The 21580-nt window shown below is 38.0% G+C and carries 17 protein-coding genes, 1 riboswitch and 1 other annotated feature (1 of these 19 only partly in view); of the genes, 6 read left to right on the top strand and 11 right to left on the bottom strand.

Annotation, left to right across the window (positions count from 1 at the left end):
• Nucleotides 1–60: a binding site (T-box leader), on the bottom strand; it reaches 173 nt to the left of the window's first position.
• A 50-nt stretch (nucleotides 61–110) separates the two neighbouring features.
• Entirely contained in the window at nucleotides 111–2324 is a 2214-nt protein-coding gene (locus tag IGJ52_RS03140) for an autolysin (protein ID WP_438791894.1), read from the bottom strand.
• 315 nt (nucleotides 2325–2639) lie between these two features.
• Between IGJ52_RS03140 and IGJ52_RS03135 the strand changes: the two genes are divergently transcribed.
• The 5 genes from IGJ52_RS03135 (at nucleotide 2640) to IGJ52_RS03115 (ending at nucleotide 6692) form a co-directional block, all read left to right on the top strand.
• On the top strand, nucleotides 2640–3299 hold the full coding sequence (locus IGJ52_RS03135) for a DUF1700 domain-containing protein (RefSeq protein WP_002381265.1): 660 nt from the start codon (nucleotides 2640–2642) through the stop codon (nucleotides 3297–3299).
• Entirely contained in the window at nucleotides 3299–4324 is a 1026-nt protein-coding gene (locus tag IGJ52_RS03130) for a DUF4097 family beta strand repeat-containing protein (protein WP_002420084.1), read from the top strand. Before IGJ52_RS03135 ends, IGJ52_RS03130 begins: the two co-directional genes overlap by 1 nt.
• Nucleotides 4325–4494: 170 nt before the next feature.
• A complete protein-coding gene (locus IGJ52_RS03125) occupies nucleotides 4495–5145 on the top strand; it encodes a phosphatase PAP2 family protein (protein WP_002394236.1) in 651 nt (216 codons plus the stop codon).
• 15 nt (nucleotides 5146–5160) lie between these two features.
• On the top strand, nucleotides 5161–6129 hold the full coding sequence (locus IGJ52_RS03120) for a TIGR01212 family radical SAM protein (protein WP_002355668.1): 969 nt from the start codon (nucleotides 5161–5163) through the stop codon (nucleotides 6127–6129).
• Entirely contained in the window at nucleotides 6129–6692 is a 564-nt protein-coding gene (locus IGJ52_RS03115) for a class I SAM-dependent methyltransferase (protein ID WP_002368069.1), read from the top strand. The genes IGJ52_RS03120 and IGJ52_RS03115 overlap by 1 nt, the downstream gene beginning before the upstream one ends.
• A gap of 57 nt (nucleotides 6693–6749) precedes the next feature.
• On the opposite strand, the gene IGJ52_RS03110 is transcribed toward IGJ52_RS03115, so the two are convergent.
• From IGJ52_RS03110 to erfC, 5 genes are all read right to left on the bottom strand, one after another.
• On the bottom strand, nucleotides 6750–7418 hold the full coding sequence (locus IGJ52_RS03110) for an ABC transporter ATP-binding protein (RefSeq protein ID WP_002363221.1): 669 nt from the start codon (nucleotides 7416–7418) through the stop codon (nucleotides 6750–6752).
• Between the two features lie 4 nt (nucleotides 7419–7422).
• Nucleotides 7423–8502, bottom strand: a complete 1080-nt coding sequence (locus IGJ52_RS03105; RefSeq protein WP_010707811.1) for an ABC transporter permease — start codon at nucleotides 8500–8502, stop codon at nucleotides 7423–7425.
• A 138-nt stretch (nucleotides 8503–8640) separates the two neighbouring features.
• Nucleotides 8641–9246, bottom strand: a complete 606-nt coding sequence (locus IGJ52_RS03100; RefSeq protein WP_438791893.1) for a TetR/AcrR family transcriptional regulator — start codon at nucleotides 9244–9246, stop codon at nucleotides 8641–8643.
• A 545-nt stretch (nucleotides 9247–9791) separates the two neighbouring features.
• Complete coding sequence (gene erfD / locus IGJ52_RS03095) at nucleotides 9792–11561, bottom strand: multidrug ABC transporter ATP-binding protein/permease ErfD (RefSeq protein ID WP_002358756.1); 1770 nt, start codon at nucleotides 11559–11561, stop codon at nucleotides 9792–9794.
• The gene (gene erfC / locus IGJ52_RS03090; protein ID WP_002355662.1) at nucleotides 11561–13276 is read right to left on the bottom strand and encodes a multidrug ABC transporter ATP-binding protein/permease ErfC; all 1716 of its coding nucleotides are present in this window, start codon (nucleotides 13274–13276) and stop codon (nucleotides 11561–11563) included. The genes erfD and erfC overlap by 1 nt, the downstream gene beginning before the upstream one ends.
• A 253-nt stretch (nucleotides 13277–13529) precedes the next feature.
• Between erfC and IGJ52_RS03085 the strand changes: the two genes are divergently transcribed.
• Nucleotides 13530–14192, top strand: a complete 663-nt coding sequence (locus tag IGJ52_RS03085) for a TetR/AcrR family transcriptional regulator (RefSeq protein WP_002383043.1) — start codon at nucleotides 13530–13532, stop codon at nucleotides 14190–14192.
• Between the two features lie 80 nt (nucleotides 14193–14272).
• On the opposite strand, the gene IGJ52_RS03080 is transcribed toward IGJ52_RS03085, so the two are convergent.
• The 5 genes from IGJ52_RS03080 to rpoN all read right to left on the bottom strand — a co-directional run bounded on the left by IGJ52_RS03080 (nucleotide 14273) and on the right by rpoN (nucleotide 21546).
• Nucleotides 14273–15064: an alpha/beta hydrolase gene (locus IGJ52_RS03080; RefSeq protein ID WP_002366213.1), complete on the bottom strand. Its 792-nt coding sequence runs from the start codon at nucleotides 15062–15064 to the stop codon at nucleotides 14273–14275.
• Nucleotides 15065–15102: 38 nt separating this feature from the next.
• Nucleotides 15103–16569 (bottom strand): MDR family MFS transporter, encoded by a 1467-nt coding sequence (locus IGJ52_RS03075; RefSeq protein WP_104846175.1) that lies wholly within the window; start codon nucleotides 16567–16569, stop codon nucleotides 15103–15105.
• Between the two features lie 167 nt (nucleotides 16570–16736).
• Nucleotides 16737–17921, bottom strand: coding sequence for a methionine adenosyltransferase (metK, locus tag IGJ52_RS03070; protein WP_002355656.1), 1185 nt, complete (start codon nucleotides 17919–17921; stop codon nucleotides 16737–16739).
• Nucleotides 17919–18014, bottom strand: a riboswitch (SMK box riboswitch). Its footprint overlaps the gene before it by 3 nt.
• Nucleotides 18015–18136: 122 nt before the next feature.
• Entirely contained in the window at nucleotides 18137–20014 is a 1878-nt protein-coding gene (locus tag IGJ52_RS03065; protein WP_002373449.1) for an acyltransferase family protein, read from the bottom strand.
• 200 nt (nucleotides 20015–20214) lie between these two features.
• On the bottom strand, nucleotides 20215–21546 hold the full coding sequence (rpoN, locus tag IGJ52_RS03060) for an RNA polymerase factor sigma-54 (RefSeq protein ID WP_002366210.1): 1332 nt from the start codon (nucleotides 21544–21546) through the stop codon (nucleotides 20215–20217).
• Nucleotides 21547–21580 lie beyond the last annotated feature (34 nt).

Here is a 21580-nt window from a genome sequence, read left to right as displayed (position 1 = left end):
CACCAGCCATACGCTCTCTATCACATGGTTCTTTCTACTATTCCTTCTCATTGTTTTTTTCTATTATAAGACTCATGTTACCAAAGATAGCTATTTTTTTCAATCTTAAATTAACCAACTTTTAAAGTTTGACCAATATAAATTGTATCCCCGCTTAAGCCATTTAATTGTTTGATTTTTTGGATGCTGATTCCGTATTGCATTGATAAGCCCCAAAGTGAATCACCGCTTTTAACTGTATGGCGTTTGCCTGATGCACTATTTGTTGAAGAAGCATTGCCACCTGCAGAAGCGCCTTTTTTCACGATGATTGTTTGACCAGCAAAAATTAAATCGCCTTTGATCCCGTTCCATGAACGTAGATTAGCAACACTCACGCCAAACTGTGCAGAAATTTTATTCAACGTATCGCCTGATTTAATCGTGTAAGATGTTGTCGCACCACCACCATTATTCGTAGGCTTGTTCGTATTCGTTGAACCTGAGTTAGCGCCTTTTTTCACGATAATCTTTTGACCAGCAAAAATCAAACTACCGCTGATGTTATTCCAGGCTTGTAAGTTAGCCACACTAACACCGAATTGTGCAGAAATTTTGTTCAAGGTATCCCCTGATTTAATCGTGTAGTACGTATTCGTTCCTGATTGATTATTGTTAGAACCACCATTGCTTGAGCCGCCGGTGTTACCTGAAGTACCTTTTTTCACAATAATTTTTTGACCAGCGAAGATTAAATCGCCAGAGATGCCGTTCCATGAACGTAAATTAGCAACGCTCACACCATATTGCGCGGCAATTTTGTTCAAGGTATCCCCTGATTTTACAGTATAGTACGTGTTCGTTCCTGATTGATTATTGTTAGAACCACCGTTACCTGAGCCACCAGTGTTACCTGAAGCACCTTTTTTCACGATGAGTTTTTGACCAACGAAAATTAAATCGCCAGAGATGCCATTCCATGAGCGTAAATTAGCAACGCTCACACCATATTGCGCAGCAATTTTATTCAAGGTATCCCCTGATTTTACAGTATAGTACGTGTTCGTTCCTGATTGATTATTGTTAGAACCACCGTTACCTGAGCCACCAGTGTTACCTGAAGCACCTTTTTTCACGATGAGTTTTTGACCAACGAAAATTAAATCGCCAGAGATGCCGTTCCATGAACGTAAATTAGCAACGCTCACACCATATTGCGCGGCAATTTTATTCAAGGTATCTCCTGATTTTACAGTATAGTAGGTGTTCGTTCCTGATTGATTGTTAGAGCCGCCTGTTCCTGGATTAACTGTTCCGCCCCCAGTATTCCCACCAGAAGATGGTGTATCATATTGAGTTAAGTTATATGCGGTAATGACATTATTTAATTTAGCATTGTAGCTAGGATCTGTCGCATAACGACCTGTTAACCAAGCAGTTGCATCGCGGTACGAGCTTGTATTGCTTTTCCAAGCTCCAGCATAATAGTAAACGCCCGCTTGGAAAGAAGTTGTTTTTAGCACGTGCGCATTATCTTGGAATGATTCCATGTAAGAAGGATATTTACGGAAAGGCTCTTTTTTCACTAACCATTTGCCGTTTAAATATTCCCATGTATCCATATAGACAGATTGTCCATTGTAGCTGCCTTTAATCCCAAATAAGTTATAGTTTGGTGCCTTAGATAACGTACTTGCTCCCCAACCACTTTCAACGATTGCTTGAGCCATCATCACTGATGCATATAAATCATTGGCTTGCGCAATAGGTTGTGCACAACGAGCTAACTCGGCAATAAATTCTGAAGGACTTTGCGTCGGTGATAATGCTGAAAAAGTTTGCGCAGAAGCTACTCTAGCTTCTGGTACTTTTACTTCATCATCGGGTGTAACCGCAGGCGCTGCTTCAGACTCGGTTGTTGAAGGAGCTACTGGCGTGATTTCTGCTACTGAAGAATCAGTCGTTCCCGATTCCACAGGTGTAGTTGAATCAACTGTTGGTTGCTCAGTGCTTGGTGTTGTTGGTGTTTCTTTTGATGATTCAGTTGTCGATTCAGTCGTTGTTGCCGAATCCGTTGTCGGTTGTTCCGTAGTTCCTGGCGTAGTTTCTGTTGTTGGTGTCTCTACTAAGCCAGTTTCCGTAGTAGATGCTTGGGCAACTTCTGCATTTGTTGGCTGCTCTTCTGTTGCCTCAGCAGTCACTGGTAGTAACGCAACGGGCGTTCCTACAGATGAAACAATTAACGCCGAGCTGAATAAAGTAGTGCTTTTCTTCCATTGTACTGGCGTTTTCTTTCTTTGTTGTGCTTTCCTTCTTTCGATACGTGACATTGATTCTTTCTTCATTGATACGTCCCCAACTTTCCTTTTTTAACTTATATGTAAATGTAATTTTTTAGTTTTGTTATTATAACAAGTATACCTTTTTTTCTGACGAATTAAAAACACTTCAACAAAATTTCATATTACTGTAACTAGATTGTAAAGAAGTAATGTTTTTTAACATAGATTTACTCTCTTGTTACTACTCGGAAAAAACTGCGACTTTAGTTGTAGACGCTTCTTTACCTTAGTCTGATTTTTTTAATTCCTCTTGTTATTCGCCCAAAAAGAAATTATAGTTTAAGATGAGAAATGAATCGTGTAGAAAGAGGGAGCGGAATGAATAAAGAACATTTTATTATTGAGCTGAAAATTTATTTAAAAGCATTAAATCCAAAAGATCAAGCTATTATTCTTGCGAAATACAAGGCGTTATTTGATGCTCGTGTTGCGGAAGGCGAAACAGAAGAACAAGTGGCAAAATCATTGGGGAAACCACGAGTTATCGCAGAAGAAATTTTAAAAGAACAAGGCATCGAATTGACGGAACGAAAAATTGAAAATAATGGCTGGCAAGAAATTCCAGCGGCTACACCTGCTTATGATCATCCCTATGAAGAAGAATCTGAATTTTACTATGATAATGATTCTCCTTACTATCAACGACCACAGCATCGGCCGCTAACCCGATTTTTCCAAGTGCTTGGTATTTTCTGTTTAAATTTTTTCTTCATGTTTTGGGTTATTTTAGGGATTGCCTTAATGTACGTCGGTTGTGGCATTGCCGGAGCTGCAACTTTATTTTCACCAATTTATGGTATTTATAGTGTTATTACCCAAGCAAATGCCGCTTCCTTTTTCCAATTATCTATGAGTCTCTTTTTATTTGGTGCATCAATCATTGGTTGGTTACTGTTTCTACCAATTTTAAAATTTTCAGCACATGTCTTTAAGCGTTATTTCCAATGGAACATTGCTGTTTTACGAGGTGATATCTAATGAAAAAAACAACAGGGATTCTCTTATCCATTGCTGTCTTAGCGATGCTAATTGGTGGATCTGGCGCCGTCTATTATTACAAGCAAGCGGAAAAATCAGTCACACCGCTAAAAGAAAGTTATACACTAAAAAATAAACAAGCAGGCGAAGAACTTCACTTATCCTTAAAAGGCAAAGGCCCTTATACCATTTATAAAACTGATAGTAACAACATGGGATTACGATCACCGAATAATGCCTTTTATTCAAAAGCTGAAGGCACCTTAGATGTCAAAGAAGAAAAAAATAAAATAACAGCAACCATCAATACCACTCGTACACAAAACCAACCCGAGTTGTCATTTTTTAATATTGGCATTTTTAATGACCTCACACCGAACGTGAGTGTCCAGATTCCTAATAATGTGAAAAAGTTAGTGATTGATGGCTCAACCCATTCACAAGTTTCATTGAATGCTTTTAACGTAGACGAATTAACAACTAATCTACCAAATTCTTATGTTAGTCTATCGGGCGTTAAAGCCAAAAAAATGACGCTTAACTCTTCAGATGGTATCTACCTTTCAGCGGATACTTCCGCTAAAACAGCAACAGTTGAAACCACTGACGGCGATATAACGTTGGATTCAGCCTATTTCGATGAAATCAAAAATACGACTACTTCTGGTGATATTCGAGTGCAAAATGCTCGTGGAAACATCCAAGCAACAACGACAGATGGCGATATTAGCGTCTATGATTTCAAAGGAGAAGCTAACTTTTCAAGTGAAAATGGTGATTTTTCTTTAGACATGCCTGCTGTGCCTAAAAAATTAACTGTCGCTCTTGTCCATGGAGACATTTATGTAAATTCTGGAGAAATTTTGCGTAACATTTCAATCAAAGGTGAATCAAAATTAGGCGATGTTCAACTTTTAAACAAAGAGCGAACATCTTATAAGAATGGTCGTGCGGATACAGAGTTTAACCTTTCTAGCGAATTCGGCGATATTACCGTTGATACTCCTGATGATGATAATCAATAAACATGTGCCATTTAAAACATCTGTTCTGGCACCACAATGAGAGATTGTGGTGCCAGAACTTTTTTAATATCTGTATACCCTCCAATCAGGCAATGAAATTATCTTTTAATTTTTTACCCTTTTGATGGTATAATACGGATTGTTGCGATTAAATTTTGAAAGGATTTTTTATGAAAAACAAACTTTATTATCAATTTGCAGGTAGTTGTTTTCTTTTAGTATTTATGTTTTTAGGCTATGTTGTTCGTTTTTATCCAACCTGGCTCAGAGGCTTTGATCAAACGATTACTTCTTTTGTTCGTCGTCCTTTTCCACAGCTAAATAACTTTTTTATTTGGTACACCAAATTTGCCAATTCATTGACGATTATCATCTTAGCGATCGTTGTCATTGCCCTATTTATTGTTTGGAAATATTATGCTGAAGCATTATGGCTCTTTATTAATACTGCCTTAATTGCTGGCGTAGGTAATTCTTTATTAAAATTATTCTTTATGCGCCAACGTCCTACTTTGGAGCATTTAGTAACTGAACATACGTATAGTTTTCCTAGCGGACATGCTGTAGGAAGTACCTTGTTCTACGGCACTATTTTATTGATTCTGCCAATTTTCATTAAAAATAAAACGGTCCGCCTTTGTGTGCAAATTTTACTAGGTATTGGGATTTTCATGATTGGGGTTAGTCGAATCTATTTAGGTGTCCATTTCCCTAGCGATATCTTAGGTGGTTTTTGTCTTGGTTTAGCTTGGTTGTTATTAAGTTACCCTATTTATTTAGAAAAACGCTTTGTTTGGCGATTTCAAAGCAAACAACGCTAGAAAGAAGTCTTGATTATGCAAATTTTTCCTTATTCAGATGATCCAAATAAACGCTATCACACTTGGAACTATGCACTTCGTCAACAGTTTGGTGAAAAGATTTTTAAAGTGCCAATTGATGGTGGCTTTGATTGCCCCAATCGTGATGGGACGGTTGCCAAAGGTGGTTGTACGTTCTGTAGTGTTTCTGGATCAGGCGACATGATTGTTGCACCTAGCGATCCCCTGCCGCTTCAATTTCAAAAAGAAATCCAATTGATGCATCAAAAATGGCCAACTGTCGATCAATACATTGTTTACTTCCAAAATTTCACCAATACACATGCGCCCGTTGACGTTATTCGTCATCGGTTTGAACAAGTAGTCAATGAAAAAGGCGTCGTTGGTTTATCCATTGGTACCCGTCCTGATTGTTTGCCTGATGAGGTAGTGAACTATTTAGCCGAATTAAATGAACGCTTTTATTTATGGGTAGAGTTGGGTTTGCAAACCACATTTGAGGAAACTAGCGCTGCCATTAATCGCGCTCATGATTATCAAACATATCTAGATGGCGTGGCTAAATTACGGAAACACGGGATTCGGGTCTGTACACATTTAATTAACGGGCTACCTGGTGAAACACCTGCCATGATGCGCGAAAATGTGCGGCGAACTATTCAGGATTCAGATATCCAAGGGATTAAACTGCATTTACTTCATTTAATGACAAATACCAAAATGATGCGAGATTATAATGAAGGACGCTTACAATTGATGAGCAAAGAAGCCTATGTTTCAGTGATTTGTGATCAGTTAGAAATGATTCCACCCGAAATTGTTATTCATCGCTTAACAGGCGATGCCCCCTTTGAAACAATTATCGGACCGATGTGGAGCTTGAAAAAATGGGAAGTCCTCAATGCGATTGATGCGGAAATGAAACGCCGCAACAGTTATCAAGGAAAATATACTGTCATTTCAGGAAAGGAAGTTTTCAATTAATGCTACAAACAGCCCTACATTTTAGTCACCAACTTTTAAAAGAAGTGGTGGAACCTGGCGACTTCGTCATTGATGCAACAATGGGAAATGGTCATGATACAGCATTCTTAGCAGAGCTGGTTGGCCCTTCTGGTGAAGTTTTCGCCTTTGATATCCAAAAAGAAGCGTTGATCAATACAGAACAAAAGTTAACAGAACTTAATTTACTCCCACAAACTACGTTATTTCCATTAGGACATGAACATCTTCATGCTGTCCTAGATGAAGAAACAGAAATCACTGCCGCTATTTTTAACTTAGGCTATTTACCTAAAAGTAATAAGGAAATTATTACAAAACCCACTACGACTAAACAGGCGTTAGATGGGTTACTGCCTCATTTGGTAAAAGGAAGTCGCATTATTTTAGTCGTTTATTATGGCCACGAAGGTGGTTCAGAGGAACTTGATTTGGTCACGAATTACACGCAAGCCTTACCACAAGATGTTTACAGTGTCTTACGTTATGAGTTTATCAATCAAAAAAATCAGCCACCTGTTCTTTTCTGTATTGAAAAGAAATAAGAGAACATGATCGGATTGTCTCCAGCAATCCGATCATGTTCTCTTTTATTTGTTTTGTTACTCTGTCAATTCACCATCACGAATACGAACCACTCGATCACAGTATTTCAACAAACGCTCATCATGTGTCACCATGATAATCCCTTTATCTTTCTCTTTGGCCTCTTTCGCTAGTAATTGGACAACATCAAACGCCTTTTCTGTATCTAAACTAGCCGTTGGTTCATCTGCCAAAATTACGTCTGGCTCATGATACAATGCACACGCAATGGCTACCCGTTGTCTTTCCCCACCAGAGAGATCACGAGGATAACTATTTCGTAATTCTTTTAAACCCAACGTCTCTAACAATTGCTCTTTTAATTCACTATTTTTACGTGACTTATCAACTTTTTCAATTAAGTGAAATTGATCTTCCACTGTTAAAAATGGCACCAAATTAGAGCTTTGTAAAATAAAGCCGATTTTTTGAAAACGTTGCGCCAAACGTTGTTTTTTCGTTAACTTATTTAGTGATTGCCCGCCAACAATGACTTCACCACTTGTCGGTGCCTGTAAACCAGCTGCAATCGTTAAAAAGGTACTTTTACCAGAACCAGAAGGACCAATTACTGCGACAAATTCACCTGGCTGAACCGCAAAAGATAATTCTTTTAACGCGATCACTTCTGTATGTTTTTCACCATATTTTTTATAAATATTTTTCATTTCTAAAACATTTGCCATGTCTTTAACCTCCAATCGCGATTAACGGATCAATTTTAGCAATCGTTCGAATTGAAAATGCCCCGCCAATTAATGCAGATAAAATCAATAGTACACTAAACAAAATCATGCGTGGTCCATTAGTTGCATAAGGCATCGCTTCTGGTAAAAAGAGCACGGTAATTCCCGTTAAAGCAAGACCAATCGCCACGCCTAGAACAGCCAATAAAGCGGTTTGTAGCATGACTGCCTTTGCTAAGAAACTTGTCGGTACCCCTTGAACTTTTAAGACACCGAACATTGCTGTTTTCTGTAAAGTCATCACAAAGATAAAAATACCGATAATGAACGCTGCAATCACAATCAAGAAATAAATCATGCCATCCAAGGTCAAGTTTTGAGCGCTGTATCCTGGCAGTTTTTCAATAAAATCTGAAATTGAAAGAACTTGGCTGTCTTTATTAGTCGTTTTAACTTCCGCGTTGTCCTTGCTGCGAACAATGAAACCATTAACCATTTTGGCCATTGCTGGATTGTCACCATATTTAATTGACCGCCAAGTATCCAGAGAAGTGTAAATAACCGGCACAATGTTATAGCTACTTTTAGAAATAAAGCCGGCAATTTCTAATTGCTCATCATATTTCCCTGCAGTTAATTTGTCGCCAATTTTAAATCCTTGATTTTTCAATGTTTCTGAAGCAATCACTTGATTTTTATCAGTAAATGCGTTTCCTTCAATCACTTTTGGCATTAAAAAACTTTCTTTTTCAATCCCAAATAAGCTAACATTCGTTAATTCAGCCTTTTTGTCATCTGCTGGGCGGATAGCTAACGACTGTTGACCAATCGGTGCAATTTTGCCTCCTGAAATCGTTTCTTTCACGTTTTCATCTAACACTGATACATTTAAATTACTATTGGCCTCTTTTGATAAAACCACTTGATTCGCTTGCCATTGATCTACCGCTAAACGATTTCCTTGAGCTAAACCGTTCGCTAAACCTGACAAAATAAAAATTAACCAAGCAATCAAGACCATTACTAAGACTACAAGGACGTACCGTCCTTTTGAATACTTCATTTCATTAAATCCTAAAAACATGAATGGTTCACCTCTTTCTTCTTTTCGAAATAAACTATATCACTTATCAATCGATAAATCAATAATTGTTTATCGATTGATAAGTGAATTTTACAAAAAAATAGAGAAGTCTGTTTTTCAACAGGGCTTCTCTATTTTTTATTTGTGACTTTTCAGAACGCCATGTAGCATAAATTGAATGAATTTTTTGACATCGTCATCCACTGTTTTCCGCTGGTACGTTTTTTCAATACTTAATAATGCACTAACGTTATATAAAATAAACCGAGTTGCATCATCTACACTGATGCCCTCTTGTAAGCAATTGGTTTCAGGTTCACTTTCAAAAACAGCCGCAATATTATTGATATAGGTTTTTTTGAAAATTTGATACAGCGTACGATTGTAATCAGGGCCCATTTCTTGAAACATGTCGTTCAACATTAAGAAAAGATTGGTCGGATGTTCATCTAACAAAACTTTGATTAATTGATAAAGTTTTTCTTCTACTGATGCATTTCCAGAAACAATTGGGACTAATTCTTCCTGAACACGGGACGTTAATTCTTCAATCACAGCTAAATACAGTTCTTTTTTATTTTTAAAATGGTGATAGAGATTCGGTTGGGTAATGTTCGCTTTTAAAGCAATTTCACGAGTGGAGGTATTTTTGAACCCCTTTGTCATGAATAATTCAGAAGCGACAGACAAAATAATTTGCCGTGTACGTTCTAAATCAGCTTTGCGTTTATTTGGCTTTTCCATGGTTTTCTCGCCCCCTGCTGCTTTTTATTTTAGCATATTCTCCGGCAAGAAACGAGAGACCTTTATACAAAAAACGAAAAATATACAATCAATGTGCCTGCTATTTGGAGAAGAACCGCGCAATAATAACACCGCTGCAGATGTGTCAGCCAGCCTTTTTCGCCCCCAAGATAAATCAACCACTGCAGTCCATATAAAAAACTATTAGCCAAAAACCAAAAAAGTAGTGCCGATTTTGTCCATTGATTCTCTCTGAATACACTCAGTACAAATAAAGTATTTAGCACCAAAAACGTGCGCCGTAATTGTCGTACATTCCTCATTTTCCCCATTGATATATCTCCTTTTTCTATTTAGCATAGAAAAAATAGCCTGGGACAAAAATCACTTTGAATTTTTGTTCCAGGCTTAAAAATTGATAAACGGCGGGAACAGAAGCAACTCCTTCGGAAATAAGCCGAAATTCTCCAAAAATTATAGAACAATTTTCGGAAATTCCTTCTTATTTCTCGGAGTTAAACACTTCTGTTCCGACCTCTTTCAACTTATTCAAAAACAAATTGATTTTTATAAAGTTCCGCATAAAATCCATCTTGTTCAACTAGTTCATGGTGGTTACCTTCTTCAATGACTTCACCGTCTCGTAAAACAATAATCCGATCCGCATTTAGAATCGTTTTCAAACGATGGGCAATCACAAAACTGGTGCGCCCTTTAATTGCTTCGTCCATCGCTTTTTGGATTTTGGCTTCTGTTACTGTATCAACATTACTTGTTGCTTCATCCAAAATTAATAATTCTGGATTGGTAATAATCGTTCGTGCAATACTTACTAATTGCTTTTGTCCCGTACTGAAAAGATTATTCTCTTCCGTAATCTCAGTATCGTAGCCTTGCTCAAGATTTACAATAAATTCATGGATATTCGCTTGTTTCGCTGCTTGAACAATTTCTTCATCCGTGGCCTCTGGCTTACCAAAAGCAATATTCTCACGAATTGTTCCTGAAAATAGAACGGACTCTTGCAAAACAATGCCTACATGTGAACGCAAGCTATCTAAATCCATTTCACGAATGTCCACACCATCAAACGTCACGGCGCCTTCATTCACATCATAAAAGCGATTCATTAAATTCATAATCGTTGTTTTTCCTGAGCCTGTCGGTCCAACTAAAGCGACCATTTCACCTTTATCCACATGAATAGAAACATCTTTCAACACAGGTGTTTCTGGATTATAGCCAAAAACAACATGATTTAAAGCTACAGCTTTGTTAATCTCTTCTAATTTTTCGCCATTTTCGGGACGAATTTCATCTGGTTCATCAAACATCTCATTTAAACGACGAGCGCCTGTAACAGCTAATTGAATCATGCTATAACCTGAAGAAATTTGCATTAATGGTTGATAATATTGTTGAGAATATTGGACAAACATAACGACTAAACCTAACGCAGCGGCACGATCAACAGAGCCATTGATTGCTAACCAACCACCAAAGAAAATAACAATTGCCGTATTGACTAATGACATTCCTTGCATCATTGGGAAAAGTAATCCTGAATACACTTGACCTTTATACGTAGCTGCACGAACTTTTTCATTTTGCTCTAAAAAGCCGTCAATGGTTTCTTCTTGTAAGCCATTAGTGATAATCACACGTTGCCCACTAATTTTTTCATCCATATAGCCATTTAATTTCCCCACTTCATCTTGTTGTAAATCGACATATTTGCGCGCCTTGCTAATCACAAAGACCGCAATTAAAATCGCAATCGGCGTAGAAGCAATTGTAGCCCATGCCAGTTCCACATTTTGACGGAACATCATGATTAAGACACCAACCAATAAGGCAATATTGGTTAATACTTGTAGCAACGCTTGGTTTAAGCTGTTTTGGATGTTGTCTAAGTCACTAGTAAAACGACTTAAAATTTCACCATCTTGATGAGAATCAAAGAAACGAATCGTCAATTTTTCTAGTTTGTTAAACAAACCAATCCGCATGCGGTTCGTCGATTTCCCCACGACTTGTGTAAAGAGAATACTATAAATGAAACTAGCGGCACTAGTTAAGACATAAAAAATGAGTAGTTTCCAAATGACAGAAACGAACGCACTTTTATCGTCTTTTCCTTGCATCACATTAACCGCATATTTCGCTAATTCCTGAATAGCTTCCCCAACGAATTGCGGCGCTTTGACTTGTAAATAAGTCGCTGCGAAAATTGCTAAGAAAATAAAGAGGAAAGAAACTTTGTAACGTTTTAAATAATGATAGAAAAATTTACTAGCTTTTATTAAATCAGTCATTAAGCTTCCTCCTTTCCTTTTTGAGTTTCATAAATTTCTTGATACACGGGGTTCGTAGCTGCTAATTCTTCATGCGTGCCTTCCCCGACTAAACGTCCATTATCCAATACTAAAATACGATCTGCATGGACAACAGAAGAAATTTTTTGGGCAATAACGATCGTGGTAGTCTCTTTTAACTCTTTATCCAACGCTTCTCGGACTAACCGCTCCGAACGAGCATCCAACGCGCTGGTGCTATCATCTAAAATCAAAATTTTAGGTTCACCAATCACACCTCTAGTAATTGATAACCGTTGTTTTTGGCCACCAGAGAAGTTATTACTCCGTTCTTCGACGGGTGCATCATAACCTTCTGCTAATTTTTCAATAAATTCCTTGGCTTGGGCGATGCCTGAAGCCCGTTCCATGTCCGCTTCAGAAGCGTCACGTTTACCATGGCGTAGATTTTGTGCAATCGTCCCAGAGAACAGGATTGCTTTTTGCAACACAAAGGAAACTGTTTTTCGTAGACTGTGTTCGTTCACTTCTCGTAAATCGACACCACCAACTTCAATCTTTCCTTCTGTTGGATCAAACAAACGTGGAATTAATTGTGCCAATGTAGATTTACCAGCGCCAGTTGCGCCCACAATCCCAATCATTTCACCTGGCTGAATAGAGAAAGAGATGTCTTTCAAGGTATCTTCTTCATCCCCAGGATAACGGAAAGATACGTGATCAAACTCAACACTACCAATTAACTCTTGTTCTGGGACTTTTTTGTAAGTAACATCTGGTTCTGTTTCCATCACTTCTTTAATCCGCTTAATGGAAACAGCGGCACGAGAAGTCATCATCATCATCATTCCGCCGATAATAATCGCCATCATGATTTGCATTAAATAGTTCATAAAGGAAGCGACACCACCGATTAAAGTTGGATCGTCCTTGACTAAGTTACTCACAAAGAAAATCGAGCCTACAACGGCTAAGTTCGCCACCAACATAAACGCTGGAATCATCACAGCAAATAAGCTACCTACGATTAAGTTATGGGTGGTTAATTCTTCACTCACTTTTGTAAAACGTGACAATTGATTTTTTTCTTGAACAAATGATTTGACGACACGAATGCCTAACAAATTTTCTTTTGCGATGCCATTAATCTTATCAATCAAGTTTTGAATAATCATGAAATGCTTGCCCATTTGCGAAAAGGACAGCATAGAAATCAAAATAACTGCGATGACAAGTGCAACAATCACCCACCATAGTTGCGGTAAGGTTAGCATCGCTAAAATAAAACTCCCGATAAATAAAAAAGGAATTCTAAATAGTGTCTGCAACGCAATCATAATGACATTTTGAATTTGAGTAACGTCATTTGTTAAACGAACAACTAAGTTACCTGCTGAAAATTTTTCGATATTGCCAAATGAAAAGGTTTGGATTTTGCGGAAAGTTGCTTCACGAATGTCAGCACTGACACCTTGGGCAACTTTGGCAGAAAAAATTGTATTAATAACCCCTGCAACGAGTCCTAATCCTGCAATGGCAATTAATTGAATCCCTAAGTTTTTCATTTTGTCGCTATCATCATTCATAATTGCTTCCAACACTTGTTGTAACAATTTTGGTTGCCAAAGTGCTGAGACAACCATTACGATCACCGCCAACAAGGCAATAACTACCGAGCCTTTGTATTTTTTGGCGTGTTGAATAATAAGGTCCATCTTATCCCTACTTTCTTAAAATAGTTCCCTGCTTCTTCAGTGTTGGTCTGCGAATTCTTCCCCATTACAAAAAAATCAATTTGCTCATTGACTTCACCAATTTAACACTGTAAAATAAGGCCGATTCATAATTTACCATTTTTAGTGGTAAAATACAAGCGAACAAGTTAATTTTTCACAAGTTTTTCCTATCATAAAGTGTACCTTCTTTTTGATAAACTTACGAAGATAACGTTTAATAGGAGCTAAAATCATGGAACCGAAATTATCAAAAGACACGATTATTGCAGCCGCATTTTCTTTGTTAGAAAAAAGTCCCACTTTAGAACAACTTTCTATGCGTAAAGTCGCCAAACAGCTTGGTGTACAGGCGCCCGCAATTTATTGGTATTTTAAAAATAAGCAAGCCTTACTTCAAAGTATGGCTGAAGCGATTGAAGAGCACTTTCAAGAACCTGTATTATGTGGTGAATGGTATTCTGACTTACTGGCCTTCATGGAAAACTATTATGATCTCTATCAACAATTTCCCTGTGCCGTAGCCATCGAAATCCAAACCGTTCCTGCCTATCCCCAACGATTACGCCATTTGAATCAAATGATGGGCATTTTAAGAGAAGCAGGTTTTTCACCAGAAATGACTCATTTAGCAGTAACGTCTTTACAACATCTTTTGTTTGGGATGATTATGGACGCAACGGAGGAAAAACAGCTCGTTTCGCAAGTGTTGAACGGAGATGACTATCTAAAAGAACAAGTGCTGCACATGAAACAATATGTCTCCGACAATGGGTTAACATACATGGAGGAAAGCATTCAATTTCGGCGCTCCATTCACCAAAAATCCGCCTTTATTCAAGCCGTTAAAACCTACTTAGATGGGTTGCAAGCAGACAACACCTCTTCATCTAAATAAAAAAAGCCCTTGGTCCGTCAGTCGAAATGACTGACGGACCAAGGGTTAACTTTTAAAATAAATAGCGAAAACTACTTTCTCTATTTTGGTATTGGTAGCCAAGCCAAGGCTTTTTGAATCCATTCATCCCAGAACACCCAGTCATGTTCTCCTGGTCCAGTTTCAAAAGTGTAACTTGCCTGTGCCTGTTCCAACGCTTGAGCCATCTGTTGATTAGCAGAAAGTAACATATCTTGCTCCCCACAACAAAGATAAAATTGGGGCATTTCTGTTTGGCTTTCTACTAATTGTTGTAATAAATACAGCGGATCGTGAATGGAACCTTCAATTTGATCTAACGGGCCAAAAATACCTTCCCAATAGCTTCGCTTACGGACTTTTAATAATTCCCCAAAACTAGTGGATGATAAACTAACTGCCCCAGACAAAGAAGCAACGGCTGCAAAAGATTCTGGTTTCGCTAAGCCTAATTTCAAGGCGCCATAACCACCCATTGACAAACCAGCAGCAAAGGTTTTTTCTCGTTTTGTACTTAACTGTGGAAAGAGTTGATGACAAATTCTCGGTAATTCTTCTGAGATAAACGTCCAATAGTTCATATCGTATTGCGTGTCCGTATACCAAGCTAAATCCGTGGACGGCATAATGACAGCAATCCCCAAATCAGCGACATACCGCTCAATAGAGGTTCTGCGAGCCCAGACGCTGTGATTTCCTCCCATCCCATGTAATAAATACAACACGGGAATATCTGTCAATGCTGCTTGGGTACTTGTGCCCACTTTTTTTACCGTTTCTTGTGGTAAAATTACGTTCACATTCACTTCCATTTCCAATACATTTGAATAAATATTTGCTTGTAAAAAGGCCATCTACTTTTCCCTCCAATACTCTTTCTATTAGTGTACCACTAAACCTTCGCTCGTTGCGCTTTTGCGAAAATATTTAACAAAAGAGCAACAACAACTAAGCCCGCACCGACTAAGTAAACATTATGCAGACCTTCATAGAGGATACCGCGTAATGGTTTTAACAACGTAGCTGGAATTAAATTTGCAGTATGTGGATTCACTAATTGATTCATGACATCTGCATCGACGTTTAACGCGCTCGCTTCCAATTTTGCAAACATTCCTGCATTTAAAATCACACCAAAAATTGACACCATCACAGTCTGCCCAATTGTACGCACCAACGTATTAAACGATGTTGCAACCCCCATTTTTTCGGGCTCCACTGTACTTTGTGCGGTCACCGTAGTCGTTGTGATAGTAATCCCAAAACCAACTCCTAAGACAGAAGAAACTACAAAGAAAAGCCAAAACGGAACGGCCATTGGCATTACCACTAAAAAGATGGCCCCGACTAATAGAATCGATAACCCAATCGTTAAGACTTTTTTCATAGCATATTTTTCCATAAAGCTACTTGCTATAAATGATCCAGCCATCCAAAGTAACGACATAGGCGCTAAAACTAAGCCACCAATTCCTGCACTTTTTCCTAAGACACCTTGCATCCACATCGGAATGTAGACATCAATCCCCATTAAGAAACCACTAATAAGCGCCGCAATAAGATTCACTAAAACAAACGTTGGTTGATTAAATAAATGCAAATCAATCACTGGGTCTTGCGCGCGTTTTTCTATCATCACAAACGCTACAAAAAAGAGCACACTTAAACTCAAACAACCAAATGTTACTAGTGTAAAACCATTATCGCTAATCATTTGAAAACCTAGCAATAACGTTAGCAACACGGCCATCAAAGTAACGCTGCCCAAAATATCCATTGGCATCTTGGTCCGTTCCCGCTTTGGCTCTACTAAGAAAATACTAATCAAGCCCAATAAAACAAGTCCAATAGGAACATTAATGAAGAAAATCCAATGCCAACCGACTGTATCTACAATAAAACCACCTGCTAACGGACCAAAAATACTAGCAATTCCCCAGGCGGCACTGTTTAAACCTAAAATTTTCGCTCGCTTGTCCAATGAATACATATCGGCAATAATCGTTAACGCAACTGGTAAAATTGCGCCTGCCCCCACACCTTGAATTGCGCGGGCAATAATTAAGGTCAACATATCTTGAGCAAAGCCACACAACGAGGAGCCCAAAATAAAAATGATAATGCCAATCATGAAGACAGGTTTACGACCAATTTTATCCGCAAGTTTCCCATAAATCGGTGTTAACATCGCATTCGTTAATAAATAAATTGAAAATACCCAGTTCATAATTTCCATGCCATGTAACGAGCCGACAATCGTTGGCATCGCAGTAGACACAATGGTCCCTTCAATGGCTGTCATAAATGTTGCCACAAAAACACTCACCGTGACTAACTTAACATTTGTTTCTTTTGCCATTTGTTCACATCCTTTTCTATTCAATTGTCAATTTTCTAAATTGCTCCATAGCTATTCTATACAAAAAAGAACAAAATGTCTTAAAAAAATGCTTTTTCATAAAAAAATTATTGTAAAAAAACAAGAAGTCAGCCAAGTATTGGCTGACTTCTTGTTTTTTTATTTAATTATTCAGCTAAACTAGCTTTTAACGCTTCAACTTTATCTGTTTGTTCCCAAGGTAAATCAATATCTGTTCGACCAAAATGACCATAAGCCGCAGTTTGTTTATAAATTGGGCGACGTAAATCTAGCATTTCAATAATACCTGCTGGACGTAAATCAAAGTTTTTACGAACTGCTTCGATTAATTTACTTTCTGGAAGATCACTCGTACCAAACGTATTAATAGAAATAGACACTGGTTGCGCCACACCAATTGCATAAGCTAATTGGACTTCTACTTTTTTCGCCAAACCAGCAGCAACAATGTTTTTCGCGATATAACGCGCAGCATAACTAGCAGAGCGGTCAACTTTGGTTGCATCTTTTCCAGAAAAAGCGCCGCCGCCATGACGAGCATAACCGCCATAAGTATCAACGATAATTTTACGACCAGTTAAGCCGGCATCTCCTTGAGGGCCACCGATTACAAAGCGACCAGTTGGGTTGATAAAGTATTTTGTTTCATCATCTAAAAGTTCATGAGGGATCACCTCATTGATTACTTGTTCTTTAATGTCTTTTTCGATTTGTTCTAAGGTTGTTTCATCATCATGTTGTGTACTGATGACAATCGTATCCACACGTTGTGGTTGACCTTGATCATCATATTCCACTGTTACTTGAGATTTTGCATCAGGACGTAAGTAAGGTAAGACTTTTTCCTTCCGCAATTCTGCTAAACGGCGAACCAAACGATGGCTTAACGCGATCGGTAATGGCATTAATTCTGGTGTTTCGTCAACGGCAAAACCAAACATTAAGCCTTGGTCACCAGCGCCAATATCGTCTTTTTCATCTTGATCACGCACTTCTAAGGCTGCGTCAACCCCTTGAGCGATATCAGGTGATTGCTCATCGATTGCTACAAGAACTGCGACAGTCTCTCCATCAAATCCATATTTTGCTCGTGTATAACCAATATCTTTCACAGTTTGACGAACAATTTTTTGGATATCTACATAAGCTGTTGTAGAAATTTCTCCAAATACTAGGACTAAACCAGTTGTTACGGATGTTTCACATGCCACGCGGGCCATCGGATCTTTTTCCAAAATCGCATCTAAAATTGCATCACTGACTTGGTCAGCTACCTTATCTGGATGTCCTTCTGAAACGGATTCTGATGTAAATAAATGTCTTTCTGTCATAATGTTATTCCCCCTAAATAGTTTCGGTTACAAGGCATCTTTAGTAAGTAACGACAATTACTTGCTAAATCCTTTCGGGAACTTGTAACAAAAACAGTATACCAGATATCTAAAAAAAAAGCTTAGGTTTTCAAGAAAATCATTAAATTACCTATATTTGCTTTTCCTATAACAAAAAACTTCCAGCCCCTTTCATCTGAGCTGGAAGTTTCTTGCTACTGTAAAATTTTCTCCGCGATAAAGTGTGTATATTGCTCGCCACCTGCCACATTTGGATGAACTCGGTCATCATAAAACCAATCATCATGGGCGTTACTATAATTAAACCAGTCAATGACCGTTAAGTTATCGTATTTTTTGTCCATTTGACTAAGTAAACTATTCACTTGATTTTGCCATCTTCTAGTTGGAACGCGAACATTAATCCAATAAACTTTTCGATTACCTAACGCTTTCATAAATTCATCAAATTGTGCCTCTGTAAAAGGACCATTCGTACCTAAACTCACTAAAACAGTATCTTTGAGCATTTTCTTTTTGTCTAGTTCACCAATTAGTGAAATGCTACTATACAATTGACGGCCCACTTCCCCATCGATAATCATTTTAGGAAAAATATCTTGTAACCCGCTAGCACCATCTAGAATAACAGAATCACCAATAGTTGTGATTTCTAAATTCTGCGCTTTTTTTACTTGCTCTGGTGTGAGTTGTGTGGGTAGAACATCTTGGCTTTCACTCGGTTTTGTACTACTTTCTGTGGACGTGCTACTATTTTTCGTGCCACTTTCTTGGACTTCTTTTTTACGTTCTTCAATTTTTTGCTGATTTTTCGCAATATTTTTTTCTAGTTGCTCTTGTTGCGCACTTTTAGCGTTTGCTGGGGCCACAATTAAACCGAATACTGCAATCACGCTAATCACTGTCATAAAGGCCATTGTCCCTTTTTCACGAAGGTCCCACGGTTTCCGTAAGAACTCAGTGAATTGAGTCCAGACATCCTTATAAGACAATCGTGTCAGTGGATGTTCGATAAAACGATAAGACAATTCGCTCACGACTAAAATTAATGCTATTTCAACCAATGAATGTAGAAAAACATGGTCCGATAAGGTCTTAATTTTGGCCTCATAAAAAATCATGATGGGGAATTGATACAAGTAAATGCCATAACTCCGTTTACCTATCCACGTAAAGACTGGATTCGTTAACCAACGATTCATATCTGCCCCTGGATGTGCAGTGACGGCCACTAAGACAGTGGCTGCCAAACTAATTAAAAACATGCCGCCATAATAAACAAAATTTGTATGATCTGATAATGTTAAAAAGGCTAATACTAAAAGAACTAAGGCACTTAACCCAGCGCCATTTAAGATTTTTTTAGAGGCTTCTGGAATTTCTTCTTTCAAACGTGTGCTTGGCCAAACATACGCCAATGCACTACCTAGTAAAATAGAAAAAACACGTGTGTCTGTTCCATAATAGACACGTGTAGGATCTGCGCCAGGAACATATAAAACGGCCATCAGTGTCACCGAAATTAAGGCGCCGATTAAAACTAAACTGAAAATTCGACCGCGCTTACGAACAAAGCGTTCCAGAAGAATAAAAAGTAATGGCCAAATTAAATAATTTTGCGCTTCAACTGCCAATGACCAAATATGTACAAATGGCGATTGTGTCGCAAATCCATCAAAATAAGAAAACCCTTTAAAAATTTGCCACCAGTTGTTGTAATAAAAAACACTACTAGCGACAACGCTGCGAATATTGTTTAATAAATCCTGCTGAAAGAGTGTAATATAACTAACTGCACTTAAAAGCATCACAATTAATGCTGGATACAGCCGTTTCATCCTTCGCACATAAAATCCTTTTAAATCAATGGTCTGATTTTCTGCCCATTCTTGCCGCAACAAGTCGTTAATAAGATAACCTGAAACAACAAAGAAAATCGGAACACCTAAGTAGCCACCTCGCATGACTTGGGGAAAAAGGTGATACAAAATCACGCCAATTACAGCGATCGTCCGAATGCCATCAAAACCTGTAATATAGCGTTTTTTCTTGCTATTTGCTGTCTGATTCATTTGTGCTTTCCAACTTTTCTATAAAATTATTCTTTTCCTTTATTTAAAGAAGCAAGTAACTTTAATATACGTTTTTTCCTAGGAAATGGCAAGCAAACTTTGTCTCCTTTAGGCTTTTTTTACAATTCAAAAAACCAACATTTTTTAAATTGTAAAAAAACAACCAAAGCTTATGAAAATCACTCATAAGCTTTGGTTGTTTACTCATATCGTTTTCGTTTAGATGAAGATGGAATCCCTAAGGCTTCACGATACTTTGCCACCGTTCGCCGGGATATTTCCATGCCTGAATCTTTTAATCGCTCGACTAATTTTTGATCAGATAACGGTTTACTTTTTACTTCTTCATCAATTAATTTTTGTAGTTGCTTTTTAACCATTGTTGTTGAGACATCCTCGCCATCTTCTTCTGATGAAAGAATACTTGTGGAGAAGAATGAGCGCAATTCAAAGACGCCAAACGTGGTTTCTAGATATTTTCCATTGACCGCACGACTAACTGTCGATTCATGAATAGACAAAGCATCCGCAATTTCTTTTAAAGTCATTGGTTTTAATGGCCGATCTGCTTCTAAAAAGAAAGCTTCTTGACGGCGCACAATTTCTTGCCCTACACGTAAAATTGTATCCCCCCGCTGATTCACTGCGCGCTCTAACCATTCAAATTCGTTTTTCTTATCCTTAATATATTCTTGGACTTCTTTGTCGTCAGTCTCTTGCATTCGTTTGAAATAATTTTCTTGAAAATTTAATGTCGGTCGACCAGCTTTGTTGGAAATCACCACTATTCGATCTTCCTTGATTCGGACAGTTAAATCTGGTCGAATATACAATTCCTCGGTCGCATCAAAAATATTCCCTGGCGCTGGCGATAACGTTTGTATATAATCAAAAATCAATTGAATTTCTGCTAATTCAATTCCGAATTTTTTAGCTAACGGGCCCCATTTACGACTCACTAAGGCATCAAACTCTTCCTCCAATAAAATATACGCTAAATTAGGCGCGGTATCGTCTCGTTCTGTTTGTAGCATCAAACATTCTTGTAAATTGCGTGCCCCCACACCTGCTGGATCTAGCTGTTGTAACAAAGTTAATGCATCTAGCATTTGAATGGCGCTTGCTTCGGTTTTCTCTGCCGCTTCTTCTAACGAAATCGTTAAATAACCATTCACGTCTATATATTCTACTAAAAACAATACCAATGTTCGCAAGTATGTATCGCGGTAATTCAAATGAATTTGATCAATTAAAGACTCAAATAATGATAAATGATAGTCTGGAATTTGATTCATATAATTATTTTCTTCGTCTTGATTGGTGTAAGAACGACTAGTTATCGGAAAATCTGTGGTGTACTGCGTGTCTACTTGTAAATCAATCAATGGATTCTCTAGTGCTTTCGCTTCAACAAAAGCAGCGAGTTCTTCCGTATTAAATTGTAAAATTTGAATGGATTGTTGAAGCTGTTGAGTCATGGCCAACTTCTGGACTTGTTTTTGTTGTTGGGACATTCGTTGCTCAAATTTCATTATTTTCGTCCTCCCTCTTGTAATTTTTGTCAAT

This window comes from Enterococcus sp. DIV1758, assembly GCF_051711985.1.
GTDB classification, from domain to species: Bacteria; Bacillota; Bacilli; order Lactobacillales; family Enterococcaceae; genus Enterococcus; species Enterococcus faecalis.
This window is presented reverse-complemented; position numbering and strand designations above follow the sequence as displayed.